This is a genomic window from Pantoea sp. X-Soil-YNGN-844 (genome assembly GCF_059730595.1).
The window spans coordinates 3395212-3420505 of sequence record NZ_AP036007.1 but is presented as its reverse complement, the minus strand read 5'-3'; the positions used below and the strand labels follow the sequence as shown (position 1 = coordinate 3420505).

The following is a 25294-nucleotide window of genomic DNA, read 5'->3' as shown; positions in this document are numbered from 1 at the left end:
GTGGCGCGGGAAGGGTTATTTCACCTCAGCGATCCGGGTCATCAGATCCTGATATTTGCCGCCAAACTGATCGCGCACTGGCTGAGTCGCTTTGACGAAATAGTCGCGGTCGGTCTGCTGGAAGGTGACGCCGCCCGCCTTCATTTTGGCGATCGACTCTTCGGTATAGGTCGCCCAGAGCTGGCGCTCCTCATCCTGTGCCTCTTTGCCGAGCTTTTTCAGCAGGGCCTGATCCTCGGGTTTCAGGCGATCCCAGGCGCGTTTTGAAAACAGGATCATCTCTGGCTGGATAAAGTGGCCGCTGAGGGTGTAATACTTCGCGACCGGCATATAGTTATGGGCGACAAAGGTTGGTGGGTTGTTTTCGGTGCCATCAACCACGCCGGTCTGCATCGCACTGAACACTTCACTGACGCCCATCGCTACCGGATTGGCGCCCATCGCTTTCAGGGTTGCCAGCGAGATGGCGCTGTTCTGCACCCGGATTTTCATGCCCCTGAGATCGTCCGGCTTCGCCAGCGGCTTCTTGGTGATCATGTTGCGCTCACCGGCATCGGTCCAGCCCAGGAACACCATGCGGGCGTTGGGATCGTTATCGAATTTGTCGGCAATCTCGCGGCCTATATCGCCATCCAGCACGTTGTGCATGTGATTAACGTCGCGGAAAATGTAGGGCAGGGTCAGCACGCTGGTTTCTGGGGCAATCGAGGTGACCGGGGCCAGCGAGACGCGGATCATATCGATAGCCCCCAGCTGCACCTGTTGCAGCGTCTGATCTTCATCACCCAACACGCCACCGGCGTAGAGCTTCATCTCCAGCCGTCCATCGGTGGCCTGTTTCAGTTTGTCGCCCATGTGTTGCAGAGCGACCACGGTGGGATAACCGGCAGGCTGCACTTCAGCCACTTTAATCACCTGTGCCGTGGCGGTGGCGCTCGCTATCATCGCCGCCAGGGCACTGGCCACGCATGTTTTCATCATTCTCATTATATTGTCTCCCGCAGAGGTAAGACGGCCTGCGGTCAGGGCTAACCGCAGAGGGCCGTAAGGAGCCAGCATAGTGAAAACGTGTCTGAGTAAAATGCAGCAATGCTGATTGAATGAATTCCATCACATTTTGAAACGTTGTTTTAATAAATTTTCATGCAGCTTCACATTTTCGAAATATCCTCACAAACCGTGCCTGAACCTGCTCAACAACAGGTCAATAGCGCGGATCAGCTTTGTAAATACTAATGAGAACTACTATCAATTCGCCGCCATTTTGCTATTATTTGCGCTTGTTTCGCATCCCTGAATCAGAAGTTGGAGAAGCAGCGTGGTAGCCAGTGATTTGATGCAAACGGACCTCTCCGTTTGGGGCATGTATCAACATGCCGATATCGTGGTAAAGGTGGTCATGATTGGCCTGTTATTGGCCTCAGTGGTGACCTGGGCGATCTTCTTCGGCAAATATGCCGAACTCAGCGCGGCTAAGCGTCGCCTGAAGCGTGAGCAACTGGCACTGGGCGAAGCCCGCAATCTGAATGACGCCGCCCGCATTGCCAAAGCCTTTACCGGGCACAGCCACTCTGTGGTGCTGTTGAACGATGCGCAGAATGAACTTGAACTGTCGGCTGGCGTGGAAGATACCAATGGCATTAAAGATCGCACCAGTTTCCGCCTCGAGCGCCGTGTAGCCGCCTTCAGCCGCCATGCGGGTCGTGGCAACGGTTTCCTGGCGACCATCGGGTCTGTCGCTCCGTTTATCGGCCTGTTCGGCACCGTCTGGGGCATCATGAACAGCTTTATCGGCATCGCGAAAACCCAGACCACCAACCTTGCGGTGGTGGCACCGGGTATTGCCGAAGCGCTGCTGGCGACCGCGATTGGTCTGGTTGCTGCGATCCCGGCCGTCGTCATCTATAACGTTTTTGCCCGCATGATTGCCAACTACAAAGCCTCGCTGGGTGATGTCGCCGCGCAGGTGATGCTGCTGCAGAGTCGTGATATCGATCTGGGCACCGTCGCCACAGAGGTTCCGCGTCCTGCGACCGCCCAGAAACTGCGCTTAGGGTAAGTTGTTATGGCCATGCGATTAAACGACGATCTGGAAACCGATGGTGAAATGCATGAGATCAACGTGACGCCGTTTATCGACGTCATGCTGGTGCTGCTGATCATCTTTATGGTGGCCGCGCCACTGGCTACGGTCGATGTGCGCGTTAATCTGCCTGCTTCCACCAGCGCGCCGCAACCGCGTCCGGAAAAGCCGGTCTATCTGTCGATTAAAGCAGATAAACAGCTTTACGTGGGTAACGATCAGGTCACCCCGGACTCGCTGGTTAACGTGCTGACCAACCAGACGCAGGGCAACAAAGAGACCACCATTTTCTTCCAGGCTGACAAGTCGGTAGATTATGAAACGCTGATGAGCGTCATGGATAAGCTGCGCACGGCGGGCTACCTGAAAATCGGTCTGATGGGCATGGAAACCGTGAAGAAATAGCGGGTTATCCGGCAACATGAAAAGGCGACTGTTAAGGTCGCTTTTTTATGGCGGCTCTTCAGCCAGATAAAATCAGGCAGATCAGCACCAGAGCTGATCACTTATGCTGGCTGATTTGAATTGTTAATTGGTTGTTACTTATGTACACAGAATTGTAAAGTGCAATGGTGAGCCAGGTCACATTAATCTCGTCTCAGGCAGGCTAAAACGGCTAAAAAACAACAGGAAGCCGTTATGAGTCACACCCCGTCTTTACAAAAGCCGCCGAAAAGTGCTGCCCGAACCATCTTTAACGTCACCAGTGGTAACTTTCTGGAGATGTACGATTTTATGGTGTTTGGCTATTACGCCACCGCCATCGCCAAAACCTTCTTTCCCGGTGATGACCCGTTTGCTTCCCTGATGCTCACTCTGATGACCTTTGGTGCCGGCTTCCTGATGCGCCCGCTGGGGGCGATCATTCTGGGTGCCTACATCGACCATCATGGCCGTCGTAAAGGCTTATTACTGACGCTGGGCTTAATGGCGATTGGCACACTGACCATTGCGCTGGTGCCAGGCTACGCCACGCTGGGCGCGGCGGCACCGATTCTGATTCTGCTGGGACGCCTGTTGCAGGGCTTCTCGGCAGGCGTCGAGCTGGGTGGCGTATCGGTCTATCTGGCGGAAGTCGCGCCGAAAGGTCGCAAAGGCTTTTTTGTCAGCTGGCAGTCGGGCAGTCAGCAGATTGCGGTGATCTTTGCCGCTCTGCTGGGGCTGATGTTGAATCATCTGCTGGCGAAAGAGGCGGTGACGGAGTGGGGCTGGCGTATCCCGTTTGTGGTCGGCTGCCTCATTGTGCCGTTCCTGTTCTACATCCGCCGGATGCTGGAAGAGACCGAAGCGTTCAGCAAACGTAAACATCATCCGAGCATGACGGAAATCATGCGGTCGGTGGCCAGCAACTGGGCGCTGGTACTGGCGGGCATGCTGATGGTGGTCACGACCACGGTGATGTTCTACATGATCACCGCCTTTACCCCGACCTTTGGTAAAACCGTGCTGATGATGAGCGACAAACAGGCGTTTCTGGTCACCCTCTGTGTAGGTGTCTCAAACCTGTTCTGGCTGCCACTGATGGGCGCGCTGTCGGACCGCATCGGTCGCCGTCCGCTGCTGATCATCTTTACCCTGCTGATGATTGTGACGACCTGGCCGGTGCTGCACTGGCTGGTGGGATCGGCCAGTTTCGCCCACCTGCTGGAAGCGGAACTGTGGCTGTCGTTTCTTTATGCCAGTTACAACGGGGCGATGGTGGTGTATCTGGCGGAGATTATGCCTGCTGAGGTGCGAGCCGCGGGTTTCTCTATGGCCTACAGCCTGGCGACGGCGCTGTTTGGCGGCTTCACGCCTGCCATCTCCAGCTATCTGATCCACGCCACCGGTGATAAGGCGATGCCGGGCGTCTGGCTGACCTTTGCTGCCGTCTGCGGGCTGATTGGGACGCTGTTGATTGGCCGGATGGTGAAACAGTATCAGTTGCGCCACAGCGCGACGCCAGCCAGCGCTTCTCTCTAAAAGGACAAATCGACCACCACGCTGTCGCTGTAGTTTCCCGCAGGCGGCGTGTTCTGCGTGGTCAGGATACGCGCGGTGTAGTTAAAGCCGCGCGTCAGTCCATCTGTTGATATCGCCGTCGAGGTGGTACTGCTCCAGCGTTCCGTGCCTGCCGATCCCCAGCGATTGCTGGTCGTGCCTTTATAGATCTCATAGCTCAGTCGGTTTGCGCCGCTAGCCATATTCCTGACGCTACCCGCCGCATAGCTGCCATTGCTCAGCCCGACGGTATAGGTGCTGCCTTTACTGCACAATACGTTAATGGTCTGCGAGACGGCGGAGAAGCTGCCCACCAGCGGCGCGCTGCCAAAGCTGATATTGGGCGAGGTGATCGTCGTACAGTCATTGGTCAGGATAGCGGTGATGTTAATCGGTATCACGCCGCTGCCATTCTGCTCGCTCAGGCAAATATTACCGACACTGACGCTGGTGCAGACGCGCCAGGTCACCGCCATGTTCAGCGTCACCTGATAGGTTCCGGCGGCCACCACCTGACCGGGAACGGTGCGCAGATAAATCGGAATGGCGAAGTTAAGGCTGCCCAGCAATCCCGCCAGGTTGATCAGTGTCTGCGATCCATAGACAAACGGCGTGCCGCCGATAGTCAGTTCAGTGGCGCAGGCACTGTCGGTGCAGAGCCGCACAGGCACATTATCGCTGCCGGTGTCACCGCTGCGCTTCAGGATGCCGCGCGTGCCGCTGACCGTAGTTGCGCCGGTCAACTGGAAGGTTATCTGGTTATTGCCGAGCAGCGACAGCGACGAGCCGGAGCCACAGTTGACGTTGGCATTGGTGGTGACCGAGCTGACGGTGGTATTCGCCACAAAGGTGGTGACCGAACCAAAGCTTGCTGTGGAGGCGGGCAGGGTACAGGCGGCGTAGCTCAGTGACGGCAGTAGCAGCAACAGGCCAGCCAGTAACAGCGATCTCATCATAGTGGATTTCCGGACGTAAAAGGTTCAGCAGGCGCGGCGGCGCTACCTGCAACAGGAGCCGGCAGCACGCAGGTCAGTGGGCCATAGGTTTTCAGCGCCTGCGGCTGACCGCTGGCGATATGCAATTCGGTTTCGCAGCGGCGACCATCAGGAGTCACTACTTCGATCGGATTGCTGGCGGTAAGATCTTCCATCCAGACGATGCCATCCCAGCCGACATATCCGGTGGGATGGCCAGGCCGCTGCACCAGGCTTGAGATCGGCAGCGGCTGGCCCTGCGCATCAACCAGGATCACGCTGGCGGCGCGCAGTTTCTCCACCGGGAAGTTGAGCAGGTAGCCGCTCTGGCGTTTCACCGCGAAGCGCTGCTCAACCCGCGGCGTGGTCATATCGGCGGGCAGGTCGAGGGTGTCGATATCATATTTGGCCGGATAGTAGCTGCTGATGGCGGGCACCAGCAGATAGCCCCGTTGATTGGTACGTCCCATCGACTGATTTTCATAGCGCACGTTCACGTCGGGATAGCTTGTTTTCACCAGCACAAAGGCGTCGTTGATGGCGTTAGCGGCAAAGACGCTGTTATCCATTAACACCAGCGCACCGGAGAGATCGGCCCATTGCGTGAGGTTGTCATCATCGCCATAAAAACCGCCGGAGGTATCAATCTGGTTATTGCGATAGCGCAGACTGCCCTGACGATAATCGCCGCTGTCACCGCTCTGATTCGCCCAGGAGGCATCCCAGGCGAACCCGCCGTCGCTGGGCATGGCGCTGGAGGCGTAGATACGCTGGCTGTCGCGGCCGCGCTGATCGCGTTCGGTGCTGATGGCCGCGCTGCCCTGTTCACCAAACGGGATCACCAGCGAGAGGGCACCGGTCCAGCTTTTCTCCTCCTGATCGCGGCTGGCAGAGACATAGAGGCTGCTGTTACCCCACAGGTTTTTACTCCATGAGAGGTTCCACAGGCGGGTGCGGTCGCCCTGGCCGTCGGTGATATCGATGAAAGCGGCACCGACACTGCCAAACTGGTTCAGCGAGACGCTGGCGCTGTACTGCGCACTGCGGCGCGACAGCGCGTAACGGCTATCGGCCTGGCTCCCGGCACGGCTGCCAACCAGCGCCAGATTGCCGAAGTCGCTGCTGCGCTGGGTCTGCTGCGTGCCGATATTGAACCAGCTGTTGTTGTACTGATAACCCCAGCTGTATTGCCTGCCGCTCTCGCCCTCAAGCTGACTCTGCGCTACCGCGCCGTTGACCACGCCCCAGCTGCCGACGCGTAACTGACCGCCCAGCCCGCCCATCGCAAGGCTTTCGCTGCCTTCAGCGTGACTCTCCAGCGTCAGCCAGTCGGTCATGCCATATCTGTAAGAACCGCTGGCGGCGGCCTGCCCATAATCGAAGTTTTTGATGCCGTAGTTCTCGCGGATCGCGCCAGCAGAGAAGGCATAATCTGACAGGCCAGATTTCAGCAGATTACTGGAGACGTAAAACGGCATGGTGGTAGTGACGCGACGGCCCACCGCATCGGTGGTGGTGATCACCGCGTCACCCGCGCCGTTAACAAACGGCACATTGGTCATCGACCAGGGGCCTGGCTGCACGTTTGCCTGGCTGGAACGATAGCCGTTGATAAAGAGATCGACGGTGGAGGGAACGGCTGCCTGGCCGGAAAAAGCGGGCAGCGGATAGGTCACCAGATCGGGACGAACGCTGAAGTCGCGGCCGACGCGGATGCCGCCAAGCCGCACGCTGCTGCTCCACGCCAGCGAGTCGGTGACCAGATCCCCGACCCGCCAGCTTACCGCCGTGTTCTCATCTTCATTGCTCCACCAGCTGTCGTAGCGGATATAGCCGTTGTCCTGATAAGTCGTACTGCCTTCCAGCTGCTGCTGCCAGACGCCGTTAGTTGAGACGTGCCCGGCATCACCAAACAGCCGCAGTTCGTTCCAGGCGGAAAGTCGGGTGCCGGTGGTATCAGTGCGGCTGGCGTACAGATCGTAATTAATCAGCGCGCCGCTGCTGGTACGGCCTGGATAGCGCGGTCCATTCTTCGCCTCACCAATGATCTGGCCGGGCAGCCAGTCAGGCGGCACGGTCAGTAGCAGGCGCTGCCGCGCAGCGTCATACTCCACGCTGATGGATGGCAGGCTGCTGACATCAACCTGCGGCTGCTGGCCCAGCTTATCCGGTGACAGCCCGGCACGCTGCAGATCGCTGCTGCGCAGCCAGAAATGACCGTCGCGCTGTTCCACTGCCACAATATTGCCGTTCGCCTGCTGGTTAATCACCAGCTCCAGCATGTATTGCTGACCCGCGCCGCTGGTCTGCAGGCTGGGCGGCGGGGGCAGGGATGAGTAAGTCTCCGCCAGCACAGGATCCGGCGTAAGCGCGTAAATCACGCTGACCACCGCCAGCGCGCAGGGGTGCAGGGAAAAAGGTCTCATTCAGCGCTTACTTCCGGGCAGCGCTGCGCCACTGGCTTTTATTAACTTCTGCGGTGAGTTCGCCGCTGACCGGCACCGTGAGCGGCCAGCGATGCGTGCTGTCCGCCAGCACATAGCCGTATAAGCCTTCGCCCAGCTTGCGACCACCAATCGCCACATTGCTGAGCCGGGCGTGGCCGTTGCCGCTGTTGGTCAGCTGGAGCCAGCGCTTGCCGCCCTCGCTGACCTGTTGCCAGTGCAGAGCGGGACGGACGCTGTCGGTGGAGAGCCCGGAACCATACACAAACAGCGGCACCGAATAGCGCATCTGAAAGGTCAGTCCGGCCTGATTTTCGCCGGGATTGTTCGGCGTCGGGATTTCATCCAGCACCACCCGGTAGGCCAGCTCTTTACCGGCCGCAGGCGGCGTCTGTTTAATCAGCCTGACCAGCTGTTTCTGGCCCGGCTCCATCCGCACCATCGGCGGGCTGGCAACCACCTGCTGCTGGGTCTGATACTGCTCCTGACTGTTAATCTGCTGCCAGCTGAAAACCCGGATCTGCATCATGGTCGTGCTGTTACCGCGATTTTCCAGCCAGAGCTCGCTGGCTTTCTCTTCAGGATTAATGGCGGGATCAATAGGCCAGATCATCACCGAGTTGGCGGCGAAGGCCGGAGAGAGCAGAGTGGAACTCAGCAGCAGCAGGGCGCGCAGTGGCTTCATGATCATATCCTTGTTTTCTATCATCTCACCAGCTCAGGGTGACGGTCAGCGTGTCGGTATAAACGCCGGCGCGCGCAGTGCCGGGCAGTTGTAGCTGGCCATAGATCGGCAGCGTAATGTTATTGGCATTGCTATAGCTCAGCGACACCGCCTGGTTCACCGGGATGACCGTGGTGCGGCTGGCGTTACTAAAGAGCGTATAGGGAACGGTATTGGTGAAATTGGGCAGCTTCAGATTACGGGTCGTCGTGAAGTTACTGCCCTGATTAATGCTCATGCTCAGCGTGGTGCCTGGCGTACAGGCAAGGTTAATGGCGGTGCTCTGCACGAAGCTGGCATTGACGGTACTGGCCGCCACGCCAGACTGCGTGCCGAAATTAAGCGTGCCAAAAACGCCGGTATTAGTACCGGATATCACGCAGCCTGCTACCACCGAGGCGGTCACCTGAAAGGTGCTGGTGGGCAGACTCCAGGCGCTGACACTTGCTATCAGCAGGGGCAGGCTGCGTGCGATCGTCAGGCAGGGTCGCCAGAGAACCAACCTTATTTACCTGCGGCAGCAGTTAGTAGTTCACGGCCACGTTAATGGTATCGGTGTAGGTTCCGGCAGGGATCAGGGGGTTAAAGCCACCACCGACCACCCGGCCATAGATGGCGTAGTTGGTACCCAGTGTCGGGTCAGTGGTGCCACTGGCCGCGATAGGCGTATTGTTGGCGATCGCCGTGGTGAAGGAGGCGTCACTGTAGAGGGTATAGGCGATACCCTGCGCATTATTCGATCCCAGAATCAGATAACGCGGCGACGCAGAAGCGGTGCCATAGATAGTAGCGGGCGCAGCATTGCTGCTGGTCACCACCACGTTGTAATCCTGACCGGTGGTGCAGCGCACAAAAATACCGTTACCGGCGGCACCGACCAGGGTGGCATTCAGGGTATCAAAGGTGGCGGCGCTGCTACCAAAGTTCAGGGTACCGAAATTAACGCCCGCCGTGGCTGACTGTCCATTTACCAGACAACCGGTGGTCAGCGTCAACGTGGCATTGATGGTTCCCGAGGTCGTAGCCGCCTGGGTTAATGATGGAACAGCAACAGTTAATCCTGCAGCGGCAAACAGAAAAAGCTTGAGTTTCATAATATTTCCTTACGGATTATCGAGAGTCAGTGCTTTTTCACCCGGTGTTTATTAACGATTCAACCCAAAGTAAGGAAATAAAAATAACAAGGCCGGCAGCGCCGCAGTCTTAAGAAAAATCTCAGACTTAAGAATGATGATTTATATCAGTTTTACTTACTATAGATCAGTTAAAGCGTTACGCGAAGTGCTGCTGTTTATTTTTCGTTAATCAAATGGTCTCTCTGGCCGATAACCCAGTTACAGCAAGGCGTAAAAGCGAGACGGAAAAACAAAACCCCTTGTTTTTTCGGCCTCTGGTATGCTTTCTGCTTCGGTGATATGTTCCTGTACCAATCAGACATAATAACGATTAACTGCCAGACACAGCAGGCGGTTAATAAGATGCAGGTCACAAATGGCCCTGCGTTTATGGGCCTGTTTTGCCCGGTCTTCAGGGCCAGTAAATACTGAAGTTAATTAACTTTCACCCATTGGGTGTTTTTAAAATTACTTTTCTGACTTTACACAGCACCTGCTTTTCTGCGGGTGGTGAGGAGTTGTACATGTTACTTGTCAGCTGGGATAGCGTGCTGATCTGCGTTTCGCTGCTCGTGGCATTTATTGCCTCTTTTACAGCGCTGGACACTGCCGGACGGGTGGCGGTCTCCCATGGCTGGAGCGCGCGGTTCTGGCTGCTGGTGGGTGGCACGGCAATGGGGATTGGCATCTGGGCCATGCATTTTATCGGGATGCTGGCAATGATGATGCCGATGACGATGCGCTATGACACGCGGCTGACGATCCTCTCACTGCTGGTGGCGATCCTGGCGTCAATATTCGCCTTCGGCCAGACGGTGGGCGGCCTGCATCTCACCCGTCAGCGGCTGCTGCGCGGCACGCTGATCCTGGGCGCGGGCGTAGTGGTGATGCACTATCTCGGTATGTCGGCCCTGCTGATTGATCCGCAACCTGAGTGGAATATGCTGCTGGTGGCGCTCTCGGTGCTGATTGCGTTTGTGGCCTCAGGTGTGGCGCTGTGGCTGGCGTTTCATCTGCGGCAGGGTGACCATCATCTGCTGCTGATGCGTGGGCTGGCCTCAATAGTGATGGGGATCGCGATTGCAGGTATGCACTATGTGGGTATGGCGGCGGCGGTGTTCAGCCACAACAGCACCATGCAGCCGCACGGCGTCAGTAATCCGGGACTGGCGGTATGGGTCTCGCTGATTACGCTGAGTATTCTGGGGATCACCCTGCTGAGTTCGATGCTGGACGCTCAGGTGCGCGCCGCGCGGCTGGCAACCCGGCTCAATCGCGCTAACCAGGAGCTGCGTCAGCTGGCGATGCATGACAACCTGACGGCGCTGCCCAACCGGGTGATGCTGGAGCAGCAGCTTGATCTCGCCATCAAACAGGCGACGCTGAATGAAGATCGCTTTGCCGTGATCTATATGGATCTCGATGGCTTCAAGGCGGTCAATGACACCTGGGGACATCACGTCGGTGACCGGCTACTGGTGGCAGTGGCGGAACGGCTGCGCACTCAGCTCAGTAACACCATGCTGCTGGTGCGGCTGGGCGGGGATGAGTTTGTGCTGATGGCGGAGTGTGATATCAACCCGGCCCGGCAGCTGGCGCAAAAACTGGTGAAAGTAATCGGTACGCCGTTTGAACTTGACCGCTATGTACTGCACGTTTCACTCAGTGCCGGTATTGCGATATTTCCACTGCATGGCCGCAGCCGGCAGGAGCTGTTGTTTAATGCCGACGCGGCGATGTACCACACCAAACACAGTGGACGAAACGGCTGGTGCCTGTTTGAGCCCGCCATGAGCGCGGCAACGCAGCATCAGCTGGAGCTGGCCAACGATCTGTGGGAAGCGATCGATCGCCAGCAGATGCGGCTGTTCTATCAGCCCAAATTCCGTTCCGGCGGCACACGATTAATGGGATTTGAAGCACTGCTGCGCTGGCAGCATCCGCAGCGCGGTCTGCTGACGCCTGAGCTGTTTTTGCCGCGCGCCGAAAAAACCGGTCAGATTGTGGCGCTGGGCAACTGGGTGATTGAGGAGGCGTGCCGTCAGTTAAGGATCTGGCACAGCCAGGGCCACAGCGACTGGACGGTCTCGGTGAATCTCTCGGCATTGCAGTTTCACCAGCGTGATCTGCTCAGCACGCTGACCGGGACGCTGGCACGTTACCAGCTGTCAGGGAGCGCGCTGATGCTGGAGATTACCGAAACGATTGCCATGCGCGACCCCGCTTTCAGTCAGCAGCGGATCCGCGAGTTGCAGCAGGCAGGCGTCAGCGTCGCCATTGATAACTTCGGCATCGGCTATGCCAACCTGTTGCATCTTAAACATCTGGATGCCAGTGAACTCAAGATTGATCGCGGCTTTATCAACTGCCTGCGACCTGGCAGTGAAGATGCAACCGTGGTCAGCGCCATGCTGACGCTGGCGCAGAGTCTTAACCTGCGCATGGTAGCGGAAGGGGTTGAGACGGAAGAGCAGCAGCATCTACTCACCAGCTTAGGCTTTGATGCATTGCAGGGATATCTGCTGGGCAAGCCAACGCCTCCGGATCGGGTTGACGCGTTCAGTTTTCCCGCACTGCGGCAGCCGGTGTCGTCGGTTTCTGGCTGAAGCTGACGATAGATTTCATCACTCAGAATGAGTGGAAAGGATGCAGGGTTCGCGGCTCATTAACCGCCGGGCTATGCCGATAACTCATACAAATTTAAAAAAACCTCTGCCCAACCACCAGCACGGCTTTCGCGGGAATGCACTATGTTAGCGACCTCATACGACTCTTTTATCGTCATCGTCTCAGTTCTTGTCGCGATGCTGGCTTCGTTTACCGCCTTAGATATGGCGGGACGGGTGGTACATTCTACCGGCAAAGTGGCGCTGGTCTGGCTGTTCGGCGGCGGTTTCTCCATGGGCATCGGCATCTGGGCGATGCACTTTATCGGCATGCTGTCGATGAGCATGGAGATGGTCATGAGCTATAACGCCGGACTTACCGCCTTCTCCGCCGCCATTGCCGTCTGCGCGTCGATATTTGCACTGTGGCTGGTCTGCAGCAGTGGCGATTTGCCTTTGCCGCGTCTGGCGGGCGGCGCGCTGATCCTCGGCAGTGGTGTCGCGGCGATGCACTACACCGGCATGGCGGCGCTGATGTTCTCGCCCGGTATCGTCTGGCAATGGGGCTGGGTAGCGCTGTCGGTGGCGATTGCTCTGGCCGCTTCGGGCGCGGCGCTGTGGCTGGCGTTTAACCTGCGTGAGGGTCAGACCGGCCGGGTCACACTGCTGCGCATTGGCGCCTCGGTGGTGATGGGCTGTGCGATTGCTGGCATGCACTATACCGGCATGATGGCAGCAGAGTTTCCCGCCCACAGTCATCCGGTCGGACAGGGCGTTAACAGCAACTGGCTGGCGATTCTGGTCACGGTGGTCACCATCTCGATTCTGGGCATTACCCTGCTGGTCTCGATGCTGGATGCGCGGATGCAGGCGCGTACCTCGATTCTCGCCAGTTCGCTGGCTGAAGCGAATCGCGAGCTGGCTCAGCTGGCGCTGCACGATAACCTGACCCGGCTGCCGAACCGTATCCTGCTGGAGGATCGACTGGAGCAGGCGATCAACAAAGCGAACCGAGAGCAGACGCAGTTTGCCCTGATGTTTATGGATCTCGATGGGTTTAAGGCGGTTAACGACGCCTTCGGACATCATATTGGCGACAGTCTGCTGGTCGGTGTGACCGAGCGGATGAGTCAGCAGATGACCGGCTACTACACCCTGGCGCGGCTCGGTGGTGATGAGTTTGTGCTGCTGGTTGAGATTGACGATCCTAATGATGCTGCAGCCATCGCCGATAAGCTGGTTAAAGCGGTGGATCGCCCGTTTGATATCTCACGCTATGAACTGGTGGTCTCACTGAGTCTGGGTATCGCCGTCTATCCCGGCGATGGCGTGGATGAGCGGGAACTGATGTTCAACGCCGATGCGGCGATGTACCACACCAAAAATAATGGCCGCAACGGCTACACCTTCTTCCAGCCCTCAATGAACATTCAGGCGCAGAGCCAGCTTCAGTTGAATAACGATCTCTGGCATGCGCTGGAGAACGACGAACTGCGCCTGTTCTATCAGCCAAAATATTGTGCGCCGCGCGGCCCGATCCTCGGTTTTGAGGCGTTACTGCGCTGGCAGCATCCGAAGCGTGGCCTGCTGTCGCCCGATAACTTCCTGCCGATGGCGGAAAAGACCGGCATGATTGTCAGCATCGGCAACTGGGTGATCCATGAAGCCTGTCGTCAGCTGCGGCAATGGCATCTGCAGGGCCATCCTGACTGGTCGGTGGCGGTGAACCTGTCGGCGCTGCAGTTTGAACAATCGAATCTGGTAGAGACGGTGGTGGATGCGCTGGCAAAACATCAGATTCCGGCCGAACTGCTGACGCTGGAAGTGACAGAGACCACTGCGATGCGCGATCCCGATGAGAGCGTGCGTATTCTCACCGAGCTGACCCAGCTCGGCGTGAAAGCCTCGATTGATGACTTTGGCACCGGCTACTCCAGCCTGCTCTATCTGAAACGGCTGCCAGCCAGCGAGCTTAAGATCGACCGGGCCTTTGTGAATGAGCTGCAGCATCAGAAAGAAGATGCCACCATCGTGTCGGCGATTGTGGCGCTGGCGCAGTCGCTGCAGCTGAAAGTGGTGGCTGAAGGCGTTGAAACCGCTGAGCAGCAGGCCTTTCTGACCAGCCTGGGCTGCAATACGCTGCAGGGCTATCTGCTGGGCAAGCCGGTTCCCCCTGAGCGGGTGCCGGATCTGGCTAATTTTGTGGTGCCGGAAACGGAAGCGGCGATGGCAAACCTGAGCCCGATTACTGAGGCCGAGCAGCCCCTGACGCCGCAGGTGGCGGTGATCTGACGCGCCTTGGCAGCGCCGAATCAGCGTAATCGGAGACGATAAGCGATGCGCGCCGCCTGTCATTGGCCGCCGTGCGTGGTAAAGTCTCGCGGTCAGACTACTCGCGGTAAACAAGGAGAGGCGACCCGTGGCGAAATACCAGCGCTTGATGGATGAGATTCAGCAGCAGATAGAGGCCGGCATCTGGCTGCCGGGCACCCGTTTACCGTCGTTGCGTCAGCAGGTCGCGCAGCAGGGTGTCAGCCTGATGACGGTGCTGCATGCCTATGAACTGCTGGAGAGTCAGGGCTGGATCGTCTCGCGTCCGCAGTCAGGTTACTACGTGGCACCGCGCGCCTTAGCGCCCGCACCGCTGAGTGTGGCGATCAGCGAGCAGGTCGATATCAACGACTTTGTGTTTGATGTACTGCAGGCCACGCGCGATCCCGCCATCGTGCCGTTTGGCTCTGCGTTCCCCGATCCGGCACTCTTTCCTCAGCGTCAGCTGATGCGCTCGCTGGCGAACGTCTCTCATCATCTGACCCCAACCGATGCGCTGCACAATCTGCCGCCCGGCAACGCTACGCTGCGACAGCTGCTGGCGCAGCGCTATGCACGTCAGGGCATCACCCTGTCGCCGGATGAAATTGTCATCACCAGCGGGGCGCTGGAGGCGCTGAACCTCAGCCTGCAATCCCTGACCGAGCCGGGCGACTATGTGGTGATTGAGCAACCGAGTTTTTATGGCGCGCTGCAGGCGATTGAGCGGCTCAAGCTCAAGGCGCTGGCGATTCCAGTGGATGCAAAGCAGGGCATCGATCTCGTCCAGCTTGAGGAGGCGCTGCAACGCTGGCCAGTAAAAGCCTGCTGGCTGATGACGACGCTGCAGAATCCGCTGAGCGTGACGTTAACGCCGGAGCGCAAACAGCAACTGGTGGCGCTGCTGGCGCGTTATCAGGTGCCGATGATTGAAGATGATGTCTATGCCGAACTCTGGGCGGGTGAGGTTGCGCCGCTGCCCGCGAAGGCCTGGGATCGCCAGGGAAACGTGCTGCACTGTGGCTCGTTTTCCAAGTCGCTGGTGGCGGGTTTCCGCGTCGGCTGGGTGGCAGCGGGACAGCATGCGCAGCGCATTCAGCGCCTGCAGCTGATGAGCACGCTCTCGACCAGCGCACCGATGCAGCTGGCGCTGGCCGACTTTCTTGCCACGCGGCGTTACGACACTCATCTGAAGCGGCTGCGACAGATACTGGCGAAGCGACAGCAGATGGTGCGTCAGGCGCTGCTGAAGGTGCTGCCGCCGCAGGCGACGGTCAGCGAAGCGCGCGGCGGCTATTTTCTCTGGGTGACGTTGCCGGACAGCATCAATACTACCCGGCTCTACCAGCAGGCGCTGGCGCAGGGGATCAGTATTGCACCGGGGCAGTTGTTTTCGGCAGGTGAGCAGTTCAGTCACTGCTTCAGACTGAATACCGCCTGGCCGTGGGATAGTCGGGCCGAGGCGGCAATAGCGACGCTGGGTCGGTTAATGGCGCAACCGCAGGCGGATTAGACGCGCGCCGCTTCCTGGTGGCCCCAGGTCAGGTAGTAGACATCGTAAAAGTCCACTTCCCCTTTTTGCGTCAGCAGACGCTGGATACCACTTTTCACCCGCTCCGGCGTTTCAGGCAGCGACAGAATGCGTGAGATAGCCTGTTCGCGCACCGGCTGAACGTAATACCACTCACCGTTGTAGCAGACACGCAGATCGAGCGCATCGATATCTTCAAAGCGATATTTCGGGTTGATATCAAGCAGCATCAGCACGCTCATCACCAGCACAAATGCGGTGGCAAACCAGAAGGCGGGCCAGCCGAGCATCTCGGTGGTGAAGATCAGCGCCACGCACAGGCCGTAGCAGAGATACATAACGGCCCAGAGGCCGGGATGGTTCTTCAGAAACGAGAGGCTAAAGCGCGGCAAATTGTCGCGACGTTCTTCGCGGTTAAGCGTGGCGATCTCGTCAATCAGGATTTGTTTAATAGCGTCCATTTGTTACCTCACTGTCATCTGTTAGCTATTACAACAGATAACAGTCAAGCATATCAGAAACAGATCTGTGCGATTTTTGTATAACAGTTTATCAAAAGAGTGTCCGGACATCGGGCTGCCGTATCTGCGTGCCGGGCCGCCTGACATTTTGCAACACTTTGCCGCAGTAAGAACCGCTATCCGCAGGCGTACAGGCACTATCTGGCCCTATTGTTAACGACACATTTGGCTTTAGTCAGCAATATCAGTCAATTATCTCAATTGTGTCGTCCGGCGCACATTGCATTGTGCCGCGGGTTTGCCACACTTAGAAAAAAACCGGAGAACCTGTATGCGTGCCTCATCCTCCAGTCTGTTATTAATGATGTCCTTTGCCGCGGGTACTTTTTCGGCCGGGGCCTCTGATAATCCTCAGCATCTGATGCTCGCCATCCCGTCGGGCGGCGTACCTAATAACCCGTTACCTCTGATTATCTGGCCGCGCGTGGTGCCGGAAGAAGAGGAGATCGCAGCGTGGTTTGAGAAAACGTTCGACGAAAACGGCTGGCCACCCGCCTGGCGCTATCCGATTTTCCCCTATACCCACTTCCATCCCAACACCCATGAACTGCTCGGGGTGGCGGAAGGCTGGGCGGAAGTGCTGTTTGGCGGCGACAGTGGCCGGATGGTCACCCTGCGCGCAGGCGATGCGGTGCTGATCCCGGCAGGTGTCGGTCATCGCCAGGTCAGCGCCAGCGAAGATTTTATGGTGATTGGTGCCTATCCGCACGGCATGTCGCCTGAGACGCTGCGCGACGAACCCGCGAAGCTGAAAATGGCGCAGGAGCAGGTGAAAAAAGTGCCGTTGCCGACACAGGATCCGTTCACCGGTAAAGAGGGCGCGTTAACCGAGATCTGGCAGCCGATTGCCGCGATGCATTTACAGCAACAGATGGACCTGTAAACGCCGTTTCTGCCGCGAAATGATTAAGCGCGAGCCAGCCTCGCGCTCTGACCTGGCTGGCTGTAGAACCTGCCTTAACGCCTGACCTCTGGCGCTCATCCCGATCATCACATCATTGAACATTTGCTCGCCGCTGCCGATAACTCCGCTGTTAAGATTAGTTATTCTTCTTAATACGCTTGTCTTCGCAGACCTTTTCCGCTTTAGTCTCGGCTCGCGATTAAGAACATTCCTAAGCCTTTACCGGGCTACCGAGCAGCAGGCAAATAACAATGGATAATAACTCTGATGTCATGTATCGCATGCTGGTACAAAGCGTGATCGACTACGCGATCACCATGCTTAAACCGGACGGAACTGTCGCCTGCTGGAACGGCGGGGGTCTGCACGTCCTTGGTTACAGGGCAGACGAAATTATTGGACAGCACGCCGCCCTGTTTTACAACGAAGAGGATCGCCGTCGCGGTCAGCCGCAGCGCGAACTCGATATCGCCGTCACCACCGGACGTTACGAAAACGAAGGCTGGCGCTGCCGCAAAGATGGCAGCAGCTTTTGGGCACACGTGGTTATCTATCCGATCCGCGACGAGACCGCTCAGCTGACTGGATTTGCTGCGGTCTGCCGTGACTGCACCCGGCAGCAGGAGCAGCAGCGCAAAGAGCGGGAACAGGAGATGCGCTTCCGCCTGCTGGTGGAGGGCGTCACCGATTACGCCATTTACATGCTCGATCAGGACGGAAACGTAGTGAACTGGAACGCCGGCGCACAGCGGGCCAAAGGCTATGTGGCGGAAGAGATTGTCGGCCAGCATTTTTCCCGGTTCTACAGCGCACAGGATCGACTCAATCATATCCCCAGCCAGAACCTGCAAACGGCGTATCGCACCGGCCGTTTTGAAGATGAGGGCTGGCGCTACCGCAAAGATGGCAGCGCGTTCTGGGCCCATGTGGTGATCGACACGATCCGCGACGATCAGGGTCAATTGCTGGGCTACGCCAAAATCACCCGTGACTGCACCGAACAGCAGCGCGTCCGCAGCGAGCAACGGGAGCAGGAGCAGCGTTTTCGCCTGCTGGTAGAGGGCGTCACCGATTACGCCATCTACATGCTCGATGTCGACGGCGTGGTGGTGAACTGGAACGCCGGTGCCCAGCGCGCCAAAGGGTATAAAGCGGAGGAAGTGGTGGGTCAGCACTTCTCGCTGTTTTACAGCGCTCAGGAGCGACTGAACCGCACGCCGGAAGCCAACCTTGGTATCGCGCTGAAAACCGGCCGCTTTGAAGATGAAGGCTGGCGCTACCGTAAAGATGGCAGCGCGTTCTGGGCGCATGTGGTGATCGACGCGATCCATGATGATGACGGTAAGCTGATCGGTTTCGCCAAGATCACCCGCGACCGTACGGAAGGCCGTGAGCAGGAGCAGCAGATCCTGCGCGCCCGGGATCTGGCCGAAGCCCAGAGCACGCAGAAAACCGCCTTGTCTAAATTCCTGGACAATATCATTGCTAATATTCCCTCCTGCGTGATTGTTGAAGATGCGATCACCCGCGAGATCCTGCTGGTGAATGACCGTACTCAGCAGCTGTTTGGCCTGTCGAAAGCACTGATCGTCAACAAGCGTCCGCACGAATGCATGTCGCCTGAGCTCAGTGACTATTTTAACAATCTGGCGGACGTTGCACTGCGCAGTGAGGGCATGCATGAGCGTGAGCAGTTGCTGATGACCGCCAGCGGCGAACGCATTCTGCATACCCGCGCCACCGCAATTAATGGCCAGGATGCACGCCGCAACTACCTGATGCTGCTGGTGGAAGATGTCACCGACCAGCGTGCCGCCGATGCCCGTATTCATCATATGGCGCACCACGACAACCTGACCAGCCTGCCGAACCGCATTCTGTTCCGCCAGCGTCTGAGTGAGGCGTTGCGCACCGCGAGCCAGACGCAGCGCCAGACCGCCGCGCTGTGCCTTGATCTGGATAACTTCAAAAATGTGAACGATGCGCTGGGCCATCAGATTGGCGATGAGCTGCTGCGCAGCGTGGCTAAACGTCTGCGAAACACGCTGCGCGATCAGGATACGCTGGCGCGCATTGGTGGCGATGAGTTCGCTATCGTGCTGCCCTCGGTAGCAAACAGTGAGGAGGCGAGCATTGTGGCTCAGCGTCTGATCGAGGCGATTCGTCCGCCGGTCAACGTTGAAGGTCATAATCTGTCGGTCGGGCTCAGCGTGGGTATTGCACTCAGCACCACCATCACCAATACGCCGGAGCAGTTGCTGCGCTGTGCGGATATGGCGCTGTATGAAGCCAAACGTAATGGCCGCAACCGCTATGAGCACTTTACGCTGGAGATGGATGATGTGGCACGCAGCCGACGCCTGATTGAAAACGATCTGCGCGATGCGATCAGCGGCGGGCATTTACGGCTCTACTATCAGCCTATTACCAATGGCGATCACCGCACAATTATTGGCTATGAAGCGCTGATGCGCTGGCATCATCCGATCCGCGGGCTGATTATGCCCAACGACTTCATCCCGATTGCGGAAGAGACCGGCCTGATTCATATGCTGGGGGCCTTTGCCCTCTATGAAGCCTGTCGTGAAGCGGCGAGCTGGGAAGGGGAGCAGTCGGTCTCAGTCAACCTCTCACCGCTGCAGTTTAAAAACAGCTCGCTGGTACCGGTGGTCGAAGGCGCGCTGAAAGAGTCGGGTCTCGATCCGGCGCGACTGGAAGTCGAGATCACCGAATCGGTGCTGCTGGATGACTCACTGGGGAATATCCGTACCCTGCAGAATCTCAAGGCGCTGGGCGTACAGATTGCGCTGGATGATTTCGGCACCGGCTATTCGTCGCTGAGCTATCTTCGATCCTTCCCGTTCGACAAAATCAAAATCGACAAATCGTTTATCAACGATATGGGCGACAGTCGCGAGGCGCTGGCGATTATCCGCGCGATTACCGGCATGAGCCGCAGTCTGGATATCCAGATTACCGCTGAAGGCGTGGAGAGCGATGAGCAGTTCGCGAAGCTGCGCGATGAGGGCTGTACGCTATTCCAGGGCTTCCTGTTCGGACGGCCTCAGCCGTCGGAGCTGCGGCTGAAAACGCTGGGTGAATCCGCGCCGGGTTAATCATAAAGACCATGCTGCTGAACCGGCGCATGGCTGAGATTATCCCGGATGCGGCGCACCGACTCGCGCACCACCAGCCTGCCATTCAGCAGCAGGCTGCCGGTGGGTGTGCCGGGATTCAGCCGCATCTCCTGCAGCATTCTGACTGCTGATGCGCCCAGCTCATCACGTGGCACCTGCACCGAGGTCAGCGGAATATCGTGGATAGCGGCCAGGTTAAACCCGTCCATGCTCATTACTGAGATATCCTGCGGCACCCGCAATCCGGCCTGCTCCAGCGCGGTGACGGCACCTGCGGCGATGTAATCCCCGCTGGCGAGAATCGCGGTCGGGCGCAGCGCGTCAGGGCAGTGGCGCAGATATTCACCCAGTCGCTCCGCCGCCTCATTGCTGCTGAAGCTGTTGAGCGTCAGCAGATGCTGGCGGCTGTCAAAGCGCAGGTTCATGGCGTGCCAGGCGTCGCGCACGCCCTGTAAGCGCTGCTCCATGGTGTAGCGGCGCAGGCAGTGCAGCGACAGGATCTGCCGGTGTCCCTGCTCAAACAGATAGCGCGCGGAGAATTCCCCAATCAGCTGATGATGCGGCGAAACCGACGGCAGGCGCATCCGGCGATCGCGGGCGTTGATCAGCACGCAGGGTTTGTTCATCTCCGCCGCCAGCTGATGAATATGCTCATCATCAATGCCGATCAGCAGGGCGGCTTCGGTCTGCTGCATCTTATCGATAAACAGCGCGGCATTACTCTCCACCTCTTCAAGCGGGCAGTAGCGCAGCCGCACCTCATGTGGCTCTACCGCCTGGCTGATTCCCTGAATCACCTTGTAGTAGAAAATGTCGCTGCGTACGTCAAAGGCGCGCGGCGGGGCAAAGACCATCAGGTTATTCAGCAGCAGGCGACCGCTGTGCAGATTATCCAGCACGCCCTGCTGCTGCGCCACAGCCAGCACTTTGTCCCGCGTCGCGGGCCGGGTATTTGCTTTTCCGGCCAGTACCCGCGATACCGTGCTGAGCGAGACGCCGCTCAGCGCCGCAATCTCACCGATTTTCAGCCTTTGTTTCATTCTGTGATCGCCTTCAAATCTGCTGATGAAAAATTTTTCATAACCTGCTGAATCGCGTCAGATAAGCGTTTCAGTGCCATTTTCTGTCGGGATTCAGCCTGCCATGAAAAGCGTTGCAAAAAAGTGGCTGTACCCACGTTTCGCACTTTTCTAAGTTCGATAAAAGGACACGCGGTACGCCAGCAGGCGGTGTGCGTCATCAATGGCAATCAGGAGTGGCACAATGAGCCTCGAATCAACAACGAAACCCATCAGTGCATCACGCACGGTGCGCGTGATTAAAAATTTACGCTGGTGGATGCTGGGAATGTTCCTGCTGGGTGTGACCGTCAACTACATCACCCGTAACTCCCTCGGCATTCTGGCACCGGAACTGAAAACCAGTCTGAACATGACCACCGAACAGTATTCGTGGGTCGTAGCCGCATTTCAGCTCGCCTATACCCTGTTTCAGCCGATTTGCGGCTGGCTGATCGATGTAATCGGACTGAAGATGGGCTTCCTGATCTGCGCGCTGATCTGGTCGGTAACCTGTCTGCTGCACGCCGGTGCGGGAAGCTGGCTGCATCTGGCGCTGCTGCGTTTTGTCATGGGCGCTTCCGAAGCGGCGGCCACGCCTGCTAACGCCAAAGCGATCGGTGACTGGTTTCCGAAAAAGGAGCGTCCGGTTGCGGCGGGCTGGGCGGGCGTCGGCTTTTCGATAGGTGCGATGCTGGCGCCACCGATTATCTATGTTGCCCACATTACCTTTGGCTGGCAGGGCGCATTTCTGCTGACCGGCGGCCTGGGCCTGCTGTGGGTGGGACTCTGGTGGTGGGGCTATCACTCGCCGGAGAGTCATCCCCGTCTTTCCGATGATGAACGCGCCTTTATTAACCAGGACAACGAGGCGATGGGTGAAAAGCTGCCGTTCTTCACCGCGCTGAAAGTGATTGGTAAAGAGAAAAAATTCTACGGCATCGCCATTCCGGCTTTTCTGGCTGAACCCGCCTGGGCGGTGCTGAGCTTCTGGGTGCCGCTCTATCTTGCCAACGAGCGCGGCATGGATCTTAAGCAGATCGTGATGTTCGCCTGGCTGCCATTTCTGGCCGCCGACCTCGGCAGCGTGGCCAGCGGCTATCTCACCAGAATCTATGTGCGCTGGTTTGGCATGACCCGCGTGAATTCCATTGTCGCGAGTTCCGTCACCGGTGCGCTGCTGATGGTGTCGCTGGCGCTGATGACGCTGGTGAAAGATCCCTGGCTGGCGATTGCCCTGATCTCCGTCGGCGGCTTCGGTCACCAGGTGATCTCCTGCATGCTGAGTGCGCTGGTGGTGGAACGCTTTGATCGCCGCCAGATGGCCACCGTTAACGGTATGCGTGGCTCCTGCGCCTGGATCGCCAGCTTTATCTTCTCGCTGATTATCGGCGTTACCGCCGATACCATCGGCTTTAATCCGCTGTTTGTGGCGATGGGCTTCTTTGACCTGATTGGTGCCGTTTTCCTGGTGATGCTGATCGCCGAACGCCGCCAGCGCCCTGCTAACCCATAAGGATATCGCGATGAAAACCCTGAAGAACTGGACGCTGCATCAGCAGGCCGATCACTTTGTTGAACTCAAGGTCGACGCTCGACATTTCCTGCGGCTTTACGTGCTGGAAGAGAAGCTGATGCGTGTGCTGCTGAAGCGCGACGGCGAGCTGGCGCTGAACCGCACCTGGAGCATTGCGCCAGAGCACGATGTGCCCTGGCAGGGACGTGACCGTGAGGCGCTGGAGGGTTTTACGCTGCCCGCGTTTCAGGTGGAGCATGATGCGCAGCAACTGCGCATCAGCACCCGACAGCTGCGGGTGACGGTGCATCAGCCGCTCTGCCTGAGCTGGGAGCAGTTTGATGGTGCCAGCTGGCAACCGCTGACCGCCGATCGTCATACCGGTGCTTATCTGCTCAATGCGCACGGCGACGGCGTCGAGCACTATCAGCGTCGGCAGCCGCAGGATCGGGTGTATGGTCTGGGCGAGAAGAGCGGCGACCTGAACCGCGTTAACCGCCGTTTTGAGATGCGTAATCTCGACGCGATGGGCTACAACGCCGCCAGTACCGATCCGCTCTATAAACATATTCCGTTTACCCTGACGCAGCGCGATGGCGTCAGCTTCGGCCTGTTCTATGACAACCTCAGCAGCAGCTGGCTCGATCTGGGTAACGAGCTGGATAACTACCATCTGCCTTATCGCCGTTACCGCGCCGAGGCGGGCGATCTCGATTACTACATGATGCTCGGCCCGACGCTGCTCGACGTCACCAAAGCTTTTGTGCGCCTGACCGGACGCACGCTGTTTCAGCCGAAGTGGAGCCTGGGCTACAGCGGATCCACCATGCACTACACTGACGCGCCCGACGCACAGCAGCAGCTGCAATCCTTTATCCGCCTGTGTCGCGAGCATGAAATCCCCTGCGACTCGTTCCAGCTCTCTTCCGGTTATACCTCGATCAATAACAAGCGCTATGTCTTCAACTGGAACTACGACAAAGTCCCGAACCCCAACGCGCTGAGCGACGCATTTCACACTGCCGGAATGAAGCTGGCGGCCAACATCAAGCCCTGTCTGCTGCAGGATCATCCGCGCTACCAGGAAGTGGCGGCGCAGGGGCTGTTTATTCGTGACTCTGAGTTCGATCGTCCCGAGCGTTCGGTGTTCTGGGATGATGAGGGATCGCACCTTGATTTTACCCATCCGCAGGCGGTGCGCTGGTGGCAGGAAAATGTCACGCAGCAACTGCTGGAAAAAGGCATCGATTCCACATGGAACGACAACAACGAATATGAAGTATGGGATGGCGAAGCGCGCTGTCACGGGTTTGGTCAGCCGATCGCGATCAAGCATATCCGCCCGGTGATGCCGTTGCTGATGATGCGCGCCTCGATGGAAGCCCAGCAGCAGTTTGCACCAGACAAACGACCCTATCTGATCTCACGGTCCGGCTGTGCCGGGATGCAGCGCTATGTACAGACCTGGAGCGGTGATAACCGTACCAGCTGGCAGACCCTGCGCTACAACATCCGCATGGGACTGGGAATGAGCCTGTCCGGGCTGTTTAACGTCGGACACGATGTCGGCGGCTTCTCGGGAGACAAGCCGGATGCCGAGCTGTTTGTGCGCTGGGTTCAGAATGGCGTAATGCATCCGCGCTTTACCATCCATTCGTGGAATGACGATCACACCGTGAACGAGCCATGGATGTACCCGGATGTCACACCGATGATCCGCGAGGCGATCCGGCTGCGCTATCGTCTGATGCCTTACCTCTATAACCTCGCGTGGCAGGCCAGCGTGGAAGATGAGCCAATGCTGCGCCCGACCTTCCTCGACCATGAGCAGGATCCGCTGACGTATGAGGAGTGTGATGATTTTATGCTGGGCCGCGATCTGCTGGTCGCCAGCGTCGTGGAGCAGGGCGCGCGCAGTCGTGAAGTCTATCTGCCACGTAACCAGGGCGGCTGGTATGACTGGCACAGCGGCAGGGCGTATGCAGGTGGCGAAACGATTACGCTGGATGCGCCGCTGGATCGACTGCCGTTGCTGGTGCGTGCCGGTGCGGTGATCCCGCTAGGCGAGTGCGAGACCACGACGGATGCGCGCCGCGACACCGTGCGGCAGTGGCAGCTATGGCCGGCACCGGAAGGTGTAACCACTCAGGGCGAAATGTTTGATGACGATGGGGAGAGTCATGGCTGGCAGCAGGGCAATGCGCTGTGGCTGCGCTGGACATTGTGCAGCAGCGCCAGCCGTATCGATCTGACGGTGGAAAAACGCGGCGACTATCAGCCCGCCTGGCGGGAGATCGCGCTGTTACTGCCTGCGGGGGAACGTCGTGAGCTGTGGGTAAATGGCGAGAAAGCGGCGAGTTACCGCCTGGGATAGCGGTGGCGTGATGGCAG

19 protein-coding genes are annotated in these 25294 nt (G+C 58.1%); 10 read left to right on the top strand and 9 right to left on the bottom strand.

What is annotated here, in order from left to right; all coding sequences use genetic code 11:
* Positions 1 to 15 precede the first annotated feature (15 nt).
* Positions 16 to 987: a TRAP transporter substrate-binding protein gene (locus AC6I8C_RS15810; RefSeq protein WP_497823014.1), complete on the bottom strand. Its 972-nt coding sequence runs from the start codon at positions 985 to 987 to the stop codon at positions 16 to 18.
* A gap of 349 nt (positions 988 to 1336) precedes the next feature.
* On the opposite strand from AC6I8C_RS15810, the gene exbB reads away from it, so the two are divergent.
* The 3 genes from exbB to AC6I8C_RS15795 all read left to right on the top strand — a co-directional run bounded on the left by exbB (position 1337) and on the right by AC6I8C_RS15795 (position 4045).
* Positions 1337 to 2059 carry a tol-pal system-associated acyl-CoA thioesterase gene (gene exbB / locus AC6I8C_RS15805; RefSeq protein ID WP_013359037.1) on the top strand — a complete coding sequence of 241 codons (723 nt, stop codon included), beginning with the start codon at positions 1337 to 1339 and terminating at the stop codon, positions 2057 to 2059.
* A gap of 6 nt (positions 2060 to 2065) precedes the next feature.
* The gene (gene exbD / locus AC6I8C_RS15800) at positions 2066 to 2488 is read left to right on the top strand and encodes a TonB system transport protein ExbD (RefSeq protein ID WP_245115979.1); all 423 of its coding nucleotides are present in this window, start codon (positions 2066 to 2068) and stop codon (positions 2486 to 2488) included.
* A 234-nt stretch (positions 2489 to 2722) separates the two neighbouring features.
* On the top strand, positions 2723 to 4045 hold the full coding sequence (locus AC6I8C_RS15795; RefSeq protein ID WP_497823013.1) for an MFS transporter: 1323 nt from the start codon (positions 2723 to 2725) through the stop codon (positions 4043 to 4045).
* On the opposite strand, the gene AC6I8C_RS15790 is transcribed toward AC6I8C_RS15795, so the two are convergent.
* The 5 genes from AC6I8C_RS15790 to AC6I8C_RS15770 are packed head-to-tail and all read right to left on the bottom strand — an operon-like array spanning position 4042 to position 9299.
* Positions 4042 to 5019, bottom strand: a complete 978-nt coding sequence (locus tag AC6I8C_RS15790) for a Csu type fimbrial protein (RefSeq protein WP_497823012.1) — start codon at positions 5017 to 5019, stop codon at positions 4042 to 4044. The genes AC6I8C_RS15795 and AC6I8C_RS15790 overlap by 4 nt on opposite strands.
* A complete protein-coding gene (locus AC6I8C_RS15785; RefSeq protein ID WP_497823011.1) occupies positions 5016 to 7463 on the bottom strand; it encodes a fimbria/pilus outer membrane usher protein in 2448 nt (815 codons plus the stop codon). Before AC6I8C_RS15785 ends, AC6I8C_RS15790 begins: the two co-directional genes overlap by 4 nt.
* 7 nt (positions 7464 to 7470) lie before the next feature.
* Entirely contained in the window at positions 7471 to 8166 is a 696-nt protein-coding gene (locus AC6I8C_RS15780; RefSeq protein WP_497823010.1) for a fimbrial biogenesis chaperone, read from the bottom strand.
* A gap of 25 nt (positions 8167 to 8191) precedes the next feature.
* Positions 8192 to 8707, bottom strand: coding sequence for a Csu type fimbrial protein (locus tag AC6I8C_RS15775; protein WP_497823009.1), 516 nt, complete (start codon positions 8705 to 8707; stop codon positions 8192 to 8194).
* Positions 8708 to 8729: 22 nt separating this feature from the next.
* The gene (locus tag AC6I8C_RS15770; protein WP_150014732.1) at positions 8730 to 9299 is read right to left on the bottom strand and encodes a spore coat protein U domain-containing protein; all 570 of its coding nucleotides are present in this window, start codon (positions 9297 to 9299) and stop codon (positions 8730 to 8732) included.
* Between the two features lie 545 nt (positions 9300 to 9844).
* On the opposite strand from AC6I8C_RS15770, the gene AC6I8C_RS15765 reads away from it, so the two are divergent.
* The 3 genes from AC6I8C_RS15765 to AC6I8C_RS15755 all read left to right on the top strand — a co-directional run bounded on the left by AC6I8C_RS15765 (position 9845) and on the right by AC6I8C_RS15755 (position 15749).
* Positions 9845 to 11926 carry a putative bifunctional diguanylate cyclase/phosphodiesterase gene (locus AC6I8C_RS15765; protein WP_497823008.1) on the top strand — a complete coding sequence of 694 codons (2082 nt, stop codon included), beginning with the start codon at positions 9845 to 9847 and terminating at the stop codon, positions 11924 to 11926.
* 144 nt (positions 11927 to 12070) lie between these two features.
* Positions 12071 to 14218, top strand: a complete 2148-nt coding sequence (locus AC6I8C_RS15760; protein ID WP_497823007.1) for a putative bifunctional diguanylate cyclase/phosphodiesterase — start codon at positions 12071 to 12073, stop codon at positions 14216 to 14218.
* A 127-nt stretch (positions 14219 to 14345) separates the two neighbouring features.
* Positions 14346 to 15749 carry an aminotransferase-like domain-containing protein gene (locus AC6I8C_RS15755; protein WP_497823006.1) on the top strand — a complete coding sequence of 468 codons (1404 nt, stop codon included), beginning with the start codon at positions 14346 to 14348 and terminating at the stop codon, positions 15747 to 15749.
* Here AC6I8C_RS15755 and AC6I8C_RS15750 read toward each other — a convergent pair.
* Positions 15746 to 16228 (bottom strand): YlaC family protein, encoded by a 483-nt coding sequence (locus AC6I8C_RS15750; protein WP_013359026.1) that lies wholly within the window; start codon positions 16226 to 16228, stop codon positions 15746 to 15748. The two genes, AC6I8C_RS15755 and AC6I8C_RS15750, sit on opposite strands and share 4 nt — an antisense overlap.
* 331 nt (positions 16229 to 16559) lie before the next feature.
* Here AC6I8C_RS15750 and AC6I8C_RS15745 point away from each other — a divergent pair, with 331 nt between their 5' ends.
* Both AC6I8C_RS15745 and AC6I8C_RS15740 read left to right on the top strand, forming a co-directional pair.
* A complete protein-coding gene (locus AC6I8C_RS15745) occupies positions 16560 to 17171 on the top strand; it encodes a cupin domain-containing protein (protein ID WP_033733877.1) in 612 nt (203 codons plus the stop codon).
* A gap of 272 nt (positions 17172 to 17443) precedes the next feature.
* Positions 17444 to 20308 carry an EAL domain-containing protein gene (locus tag AC6I8C_RS15740; RefSeq protein WP_497823005.1) on the top strand — a complete coding sequence of 955 codons (2865 nt, stop codon included), beginning with the start codon at positions 17444 to 17446 and terminating at the stop codon, positions 20306 to 20308.
* On the opposite strand, the gene AC6I8C_RS15735 is transcribed toward AC6I8C_RS15740, so the two are convergent.
* Entirely contained in the window at positions 20305 to 21369 is a 1065-nt protein-coding gene (locus AC6I8C_RS15735) for a LacI family DNA-binding transcriptional regulator (protein ID WP_497823004.1), read from the bottom strand. The genes AC6I8C_RS15740 and AC6I8C_RS15735 overlap by 4 nt on opposite strands.
* The gene (locus AC6I8C_RS15730; protein WP_497823003.1) at positions 21366 to 21569 is read right to left on the bottom strand and encodes a hypothetical protein; all 204 of its coding nucleotides are present in this window, start codon (positions 21567 to 21569) and stop codon (positions 21366 to 21368) included. The genes AC6I8C_RS15735 and AC6I8C_RS15730 overlap by 4 nt, the downstream gene beginning before the upstream one ends.
* Before the next feature lie 23 nt (positions 21570 to 21592).
* Here AC6I8C_RS15730 and AC6I8C_RS15725 point away from each other — a divergent pair, with 23 nt between their 5' ends.
* Together AC6I8C_RS15725 and AC6I8C_RS15720 are read left to right on the top strand one after the other, a co-directional pair.
* Positions 21593 to 22903 carry an MFS transporter gene (locus AC6I8C_RS15725; RefSeq protein WP_013359022.1) on the top strand — a complete coding sequence of 437 codons (1311 nt, stop codon included), beginning with the start codon at positions 21593 to 21595 and terminating at the stop codon, positions 22901 to 22903.
* Positions 22904 to 22913: 10 nt separating this feature from the next.
* Positions 22914 to 25277, top strand: coding sequence for a glycoside hydrolase family 31 protein (locus AC6I8C_RS15720; protein WP_497823002.1), 2364 nt, complete (start codon positions 22914 to 22916; stop codon positions 25275 to 25277).
* Positions 25278 to 25294 lie beyond the last annotated feature (17 nt).

Coding starts and splice junctions, on each gene's coding strand:
- AC6I8C_RS15810 (WP_497823014.1), bottom strand. CDS start 987: ATGAGAATGATGAAAACATGCGTGGCCAGTGCCCTGGCGGCGATGATA.
- exbB (WP_013359037.1), top strand. CDS start 1,337: ATGCAAACGGACCTCTCCGTTTGGGGCATGTATCAACATGCCGATATC.
- exbD (WP_245115979.1), top strand. CDS start 2,066: ATGGCCATGCGATTAAACGACGATCTGGAAACCGATGGTGAAATGCAT.
- AC6I8C_RS15795 (WP_497823013.1), top strand. CDS start 2,723: ATGAGTCACACCCCGTCTTTACAAAAGCCGCCGAAAAGTGCTGCCCGA.
- AC6I8C_RS15790 (WP_497823012.1), bottom strand. CDS start 5,019: ATGATGAGATCGCTGTTACTGGCTGGCCTGTTGCTGCTACTGCCGTCA.
- AC6I8C_RS15785 (WP_497823011.1), bottom strand. CDS start 7,463: ATGAGACCTTTTTCCCTGCACCCCTGCGCGCTGGCGGTGGTCAGCGTG.
- AC6I8C_RS15780 (WP_497823010.1), bottom strand. CDS start 8,166: ATGAAGCCACTGCGCGCCCTGCTGCTGCTGAGTTCCACTCTGCTCTCT.
- AC6I8C_RS15770 (WP_150014732.1), bottom strand. CDS start 9,299: ATGAAACTCAAGCTTTTTCTGTTTGCCGCTGCAGGATTAACTGTTGCT.
- AC6I8C_RS15765 (WP_497823008.1), top strand. CDS start 9,845: ATGTTACTTGTCAGCTGGGATAGCGTGCTGATCTGCGTTTCGCTGCTC.
- AC6I8C_RS15760 (WP_497823007.1), top strand. CDS start 12,071: ATGTTAGCGACCTCATACGACTCTTTTATCGTCATCGTCTCAGTTCTT.
- AC6I8C_RS15750 (WP_013359026.1), bottom strand. CDS start 16,228: ATGGACGCTATTAAACAAATCCTGATTGACGAGATCGCCACGCTTAAC.
- AC6I8C_RS15745 (WP_033733877.1), top strand. CDS start 16,560: ATGCGTGCCTCATCCTCCAGTCTGTTATTAATGATGTCCTTTGCCGCG.
- AC6I8C_RS15740 (WP_497823005.1), top strand. CDS start 17,444: ATGGATAATAACTCTGATGTCATGTATCGCATGCTGGTACAAAGCGTG.
- AC6I8C_RS15735 (WP_497823004.1), bottom strand. CDS start 21,369: ATGAAACAAAGGCTGAAAATCGGTGAGATTGCGGCGCTGAGCGGCGTC.
- AC6I8C_RS15730 (WP_497823003.1), bottom strand. CDS start 21,569: ATGACGCACACCGCCTGCTGGCGTACCGCGTGTCCTTTTATCGAACTT.
- AC6I8C_RS15725 (WP_013359022.1), top strand. CDS start 21,593: ATGAGCCTCGAATCAACAACGAAACCCATCAGTGCATCACGCACGGTG.
- AC6I8C_RS15720 (WP_497823002.1), top strand. CDS start 22,914: ATGAAAACCCTGAAGAACTGGACGCTGCATCAGCAGGCCGATCACTTT.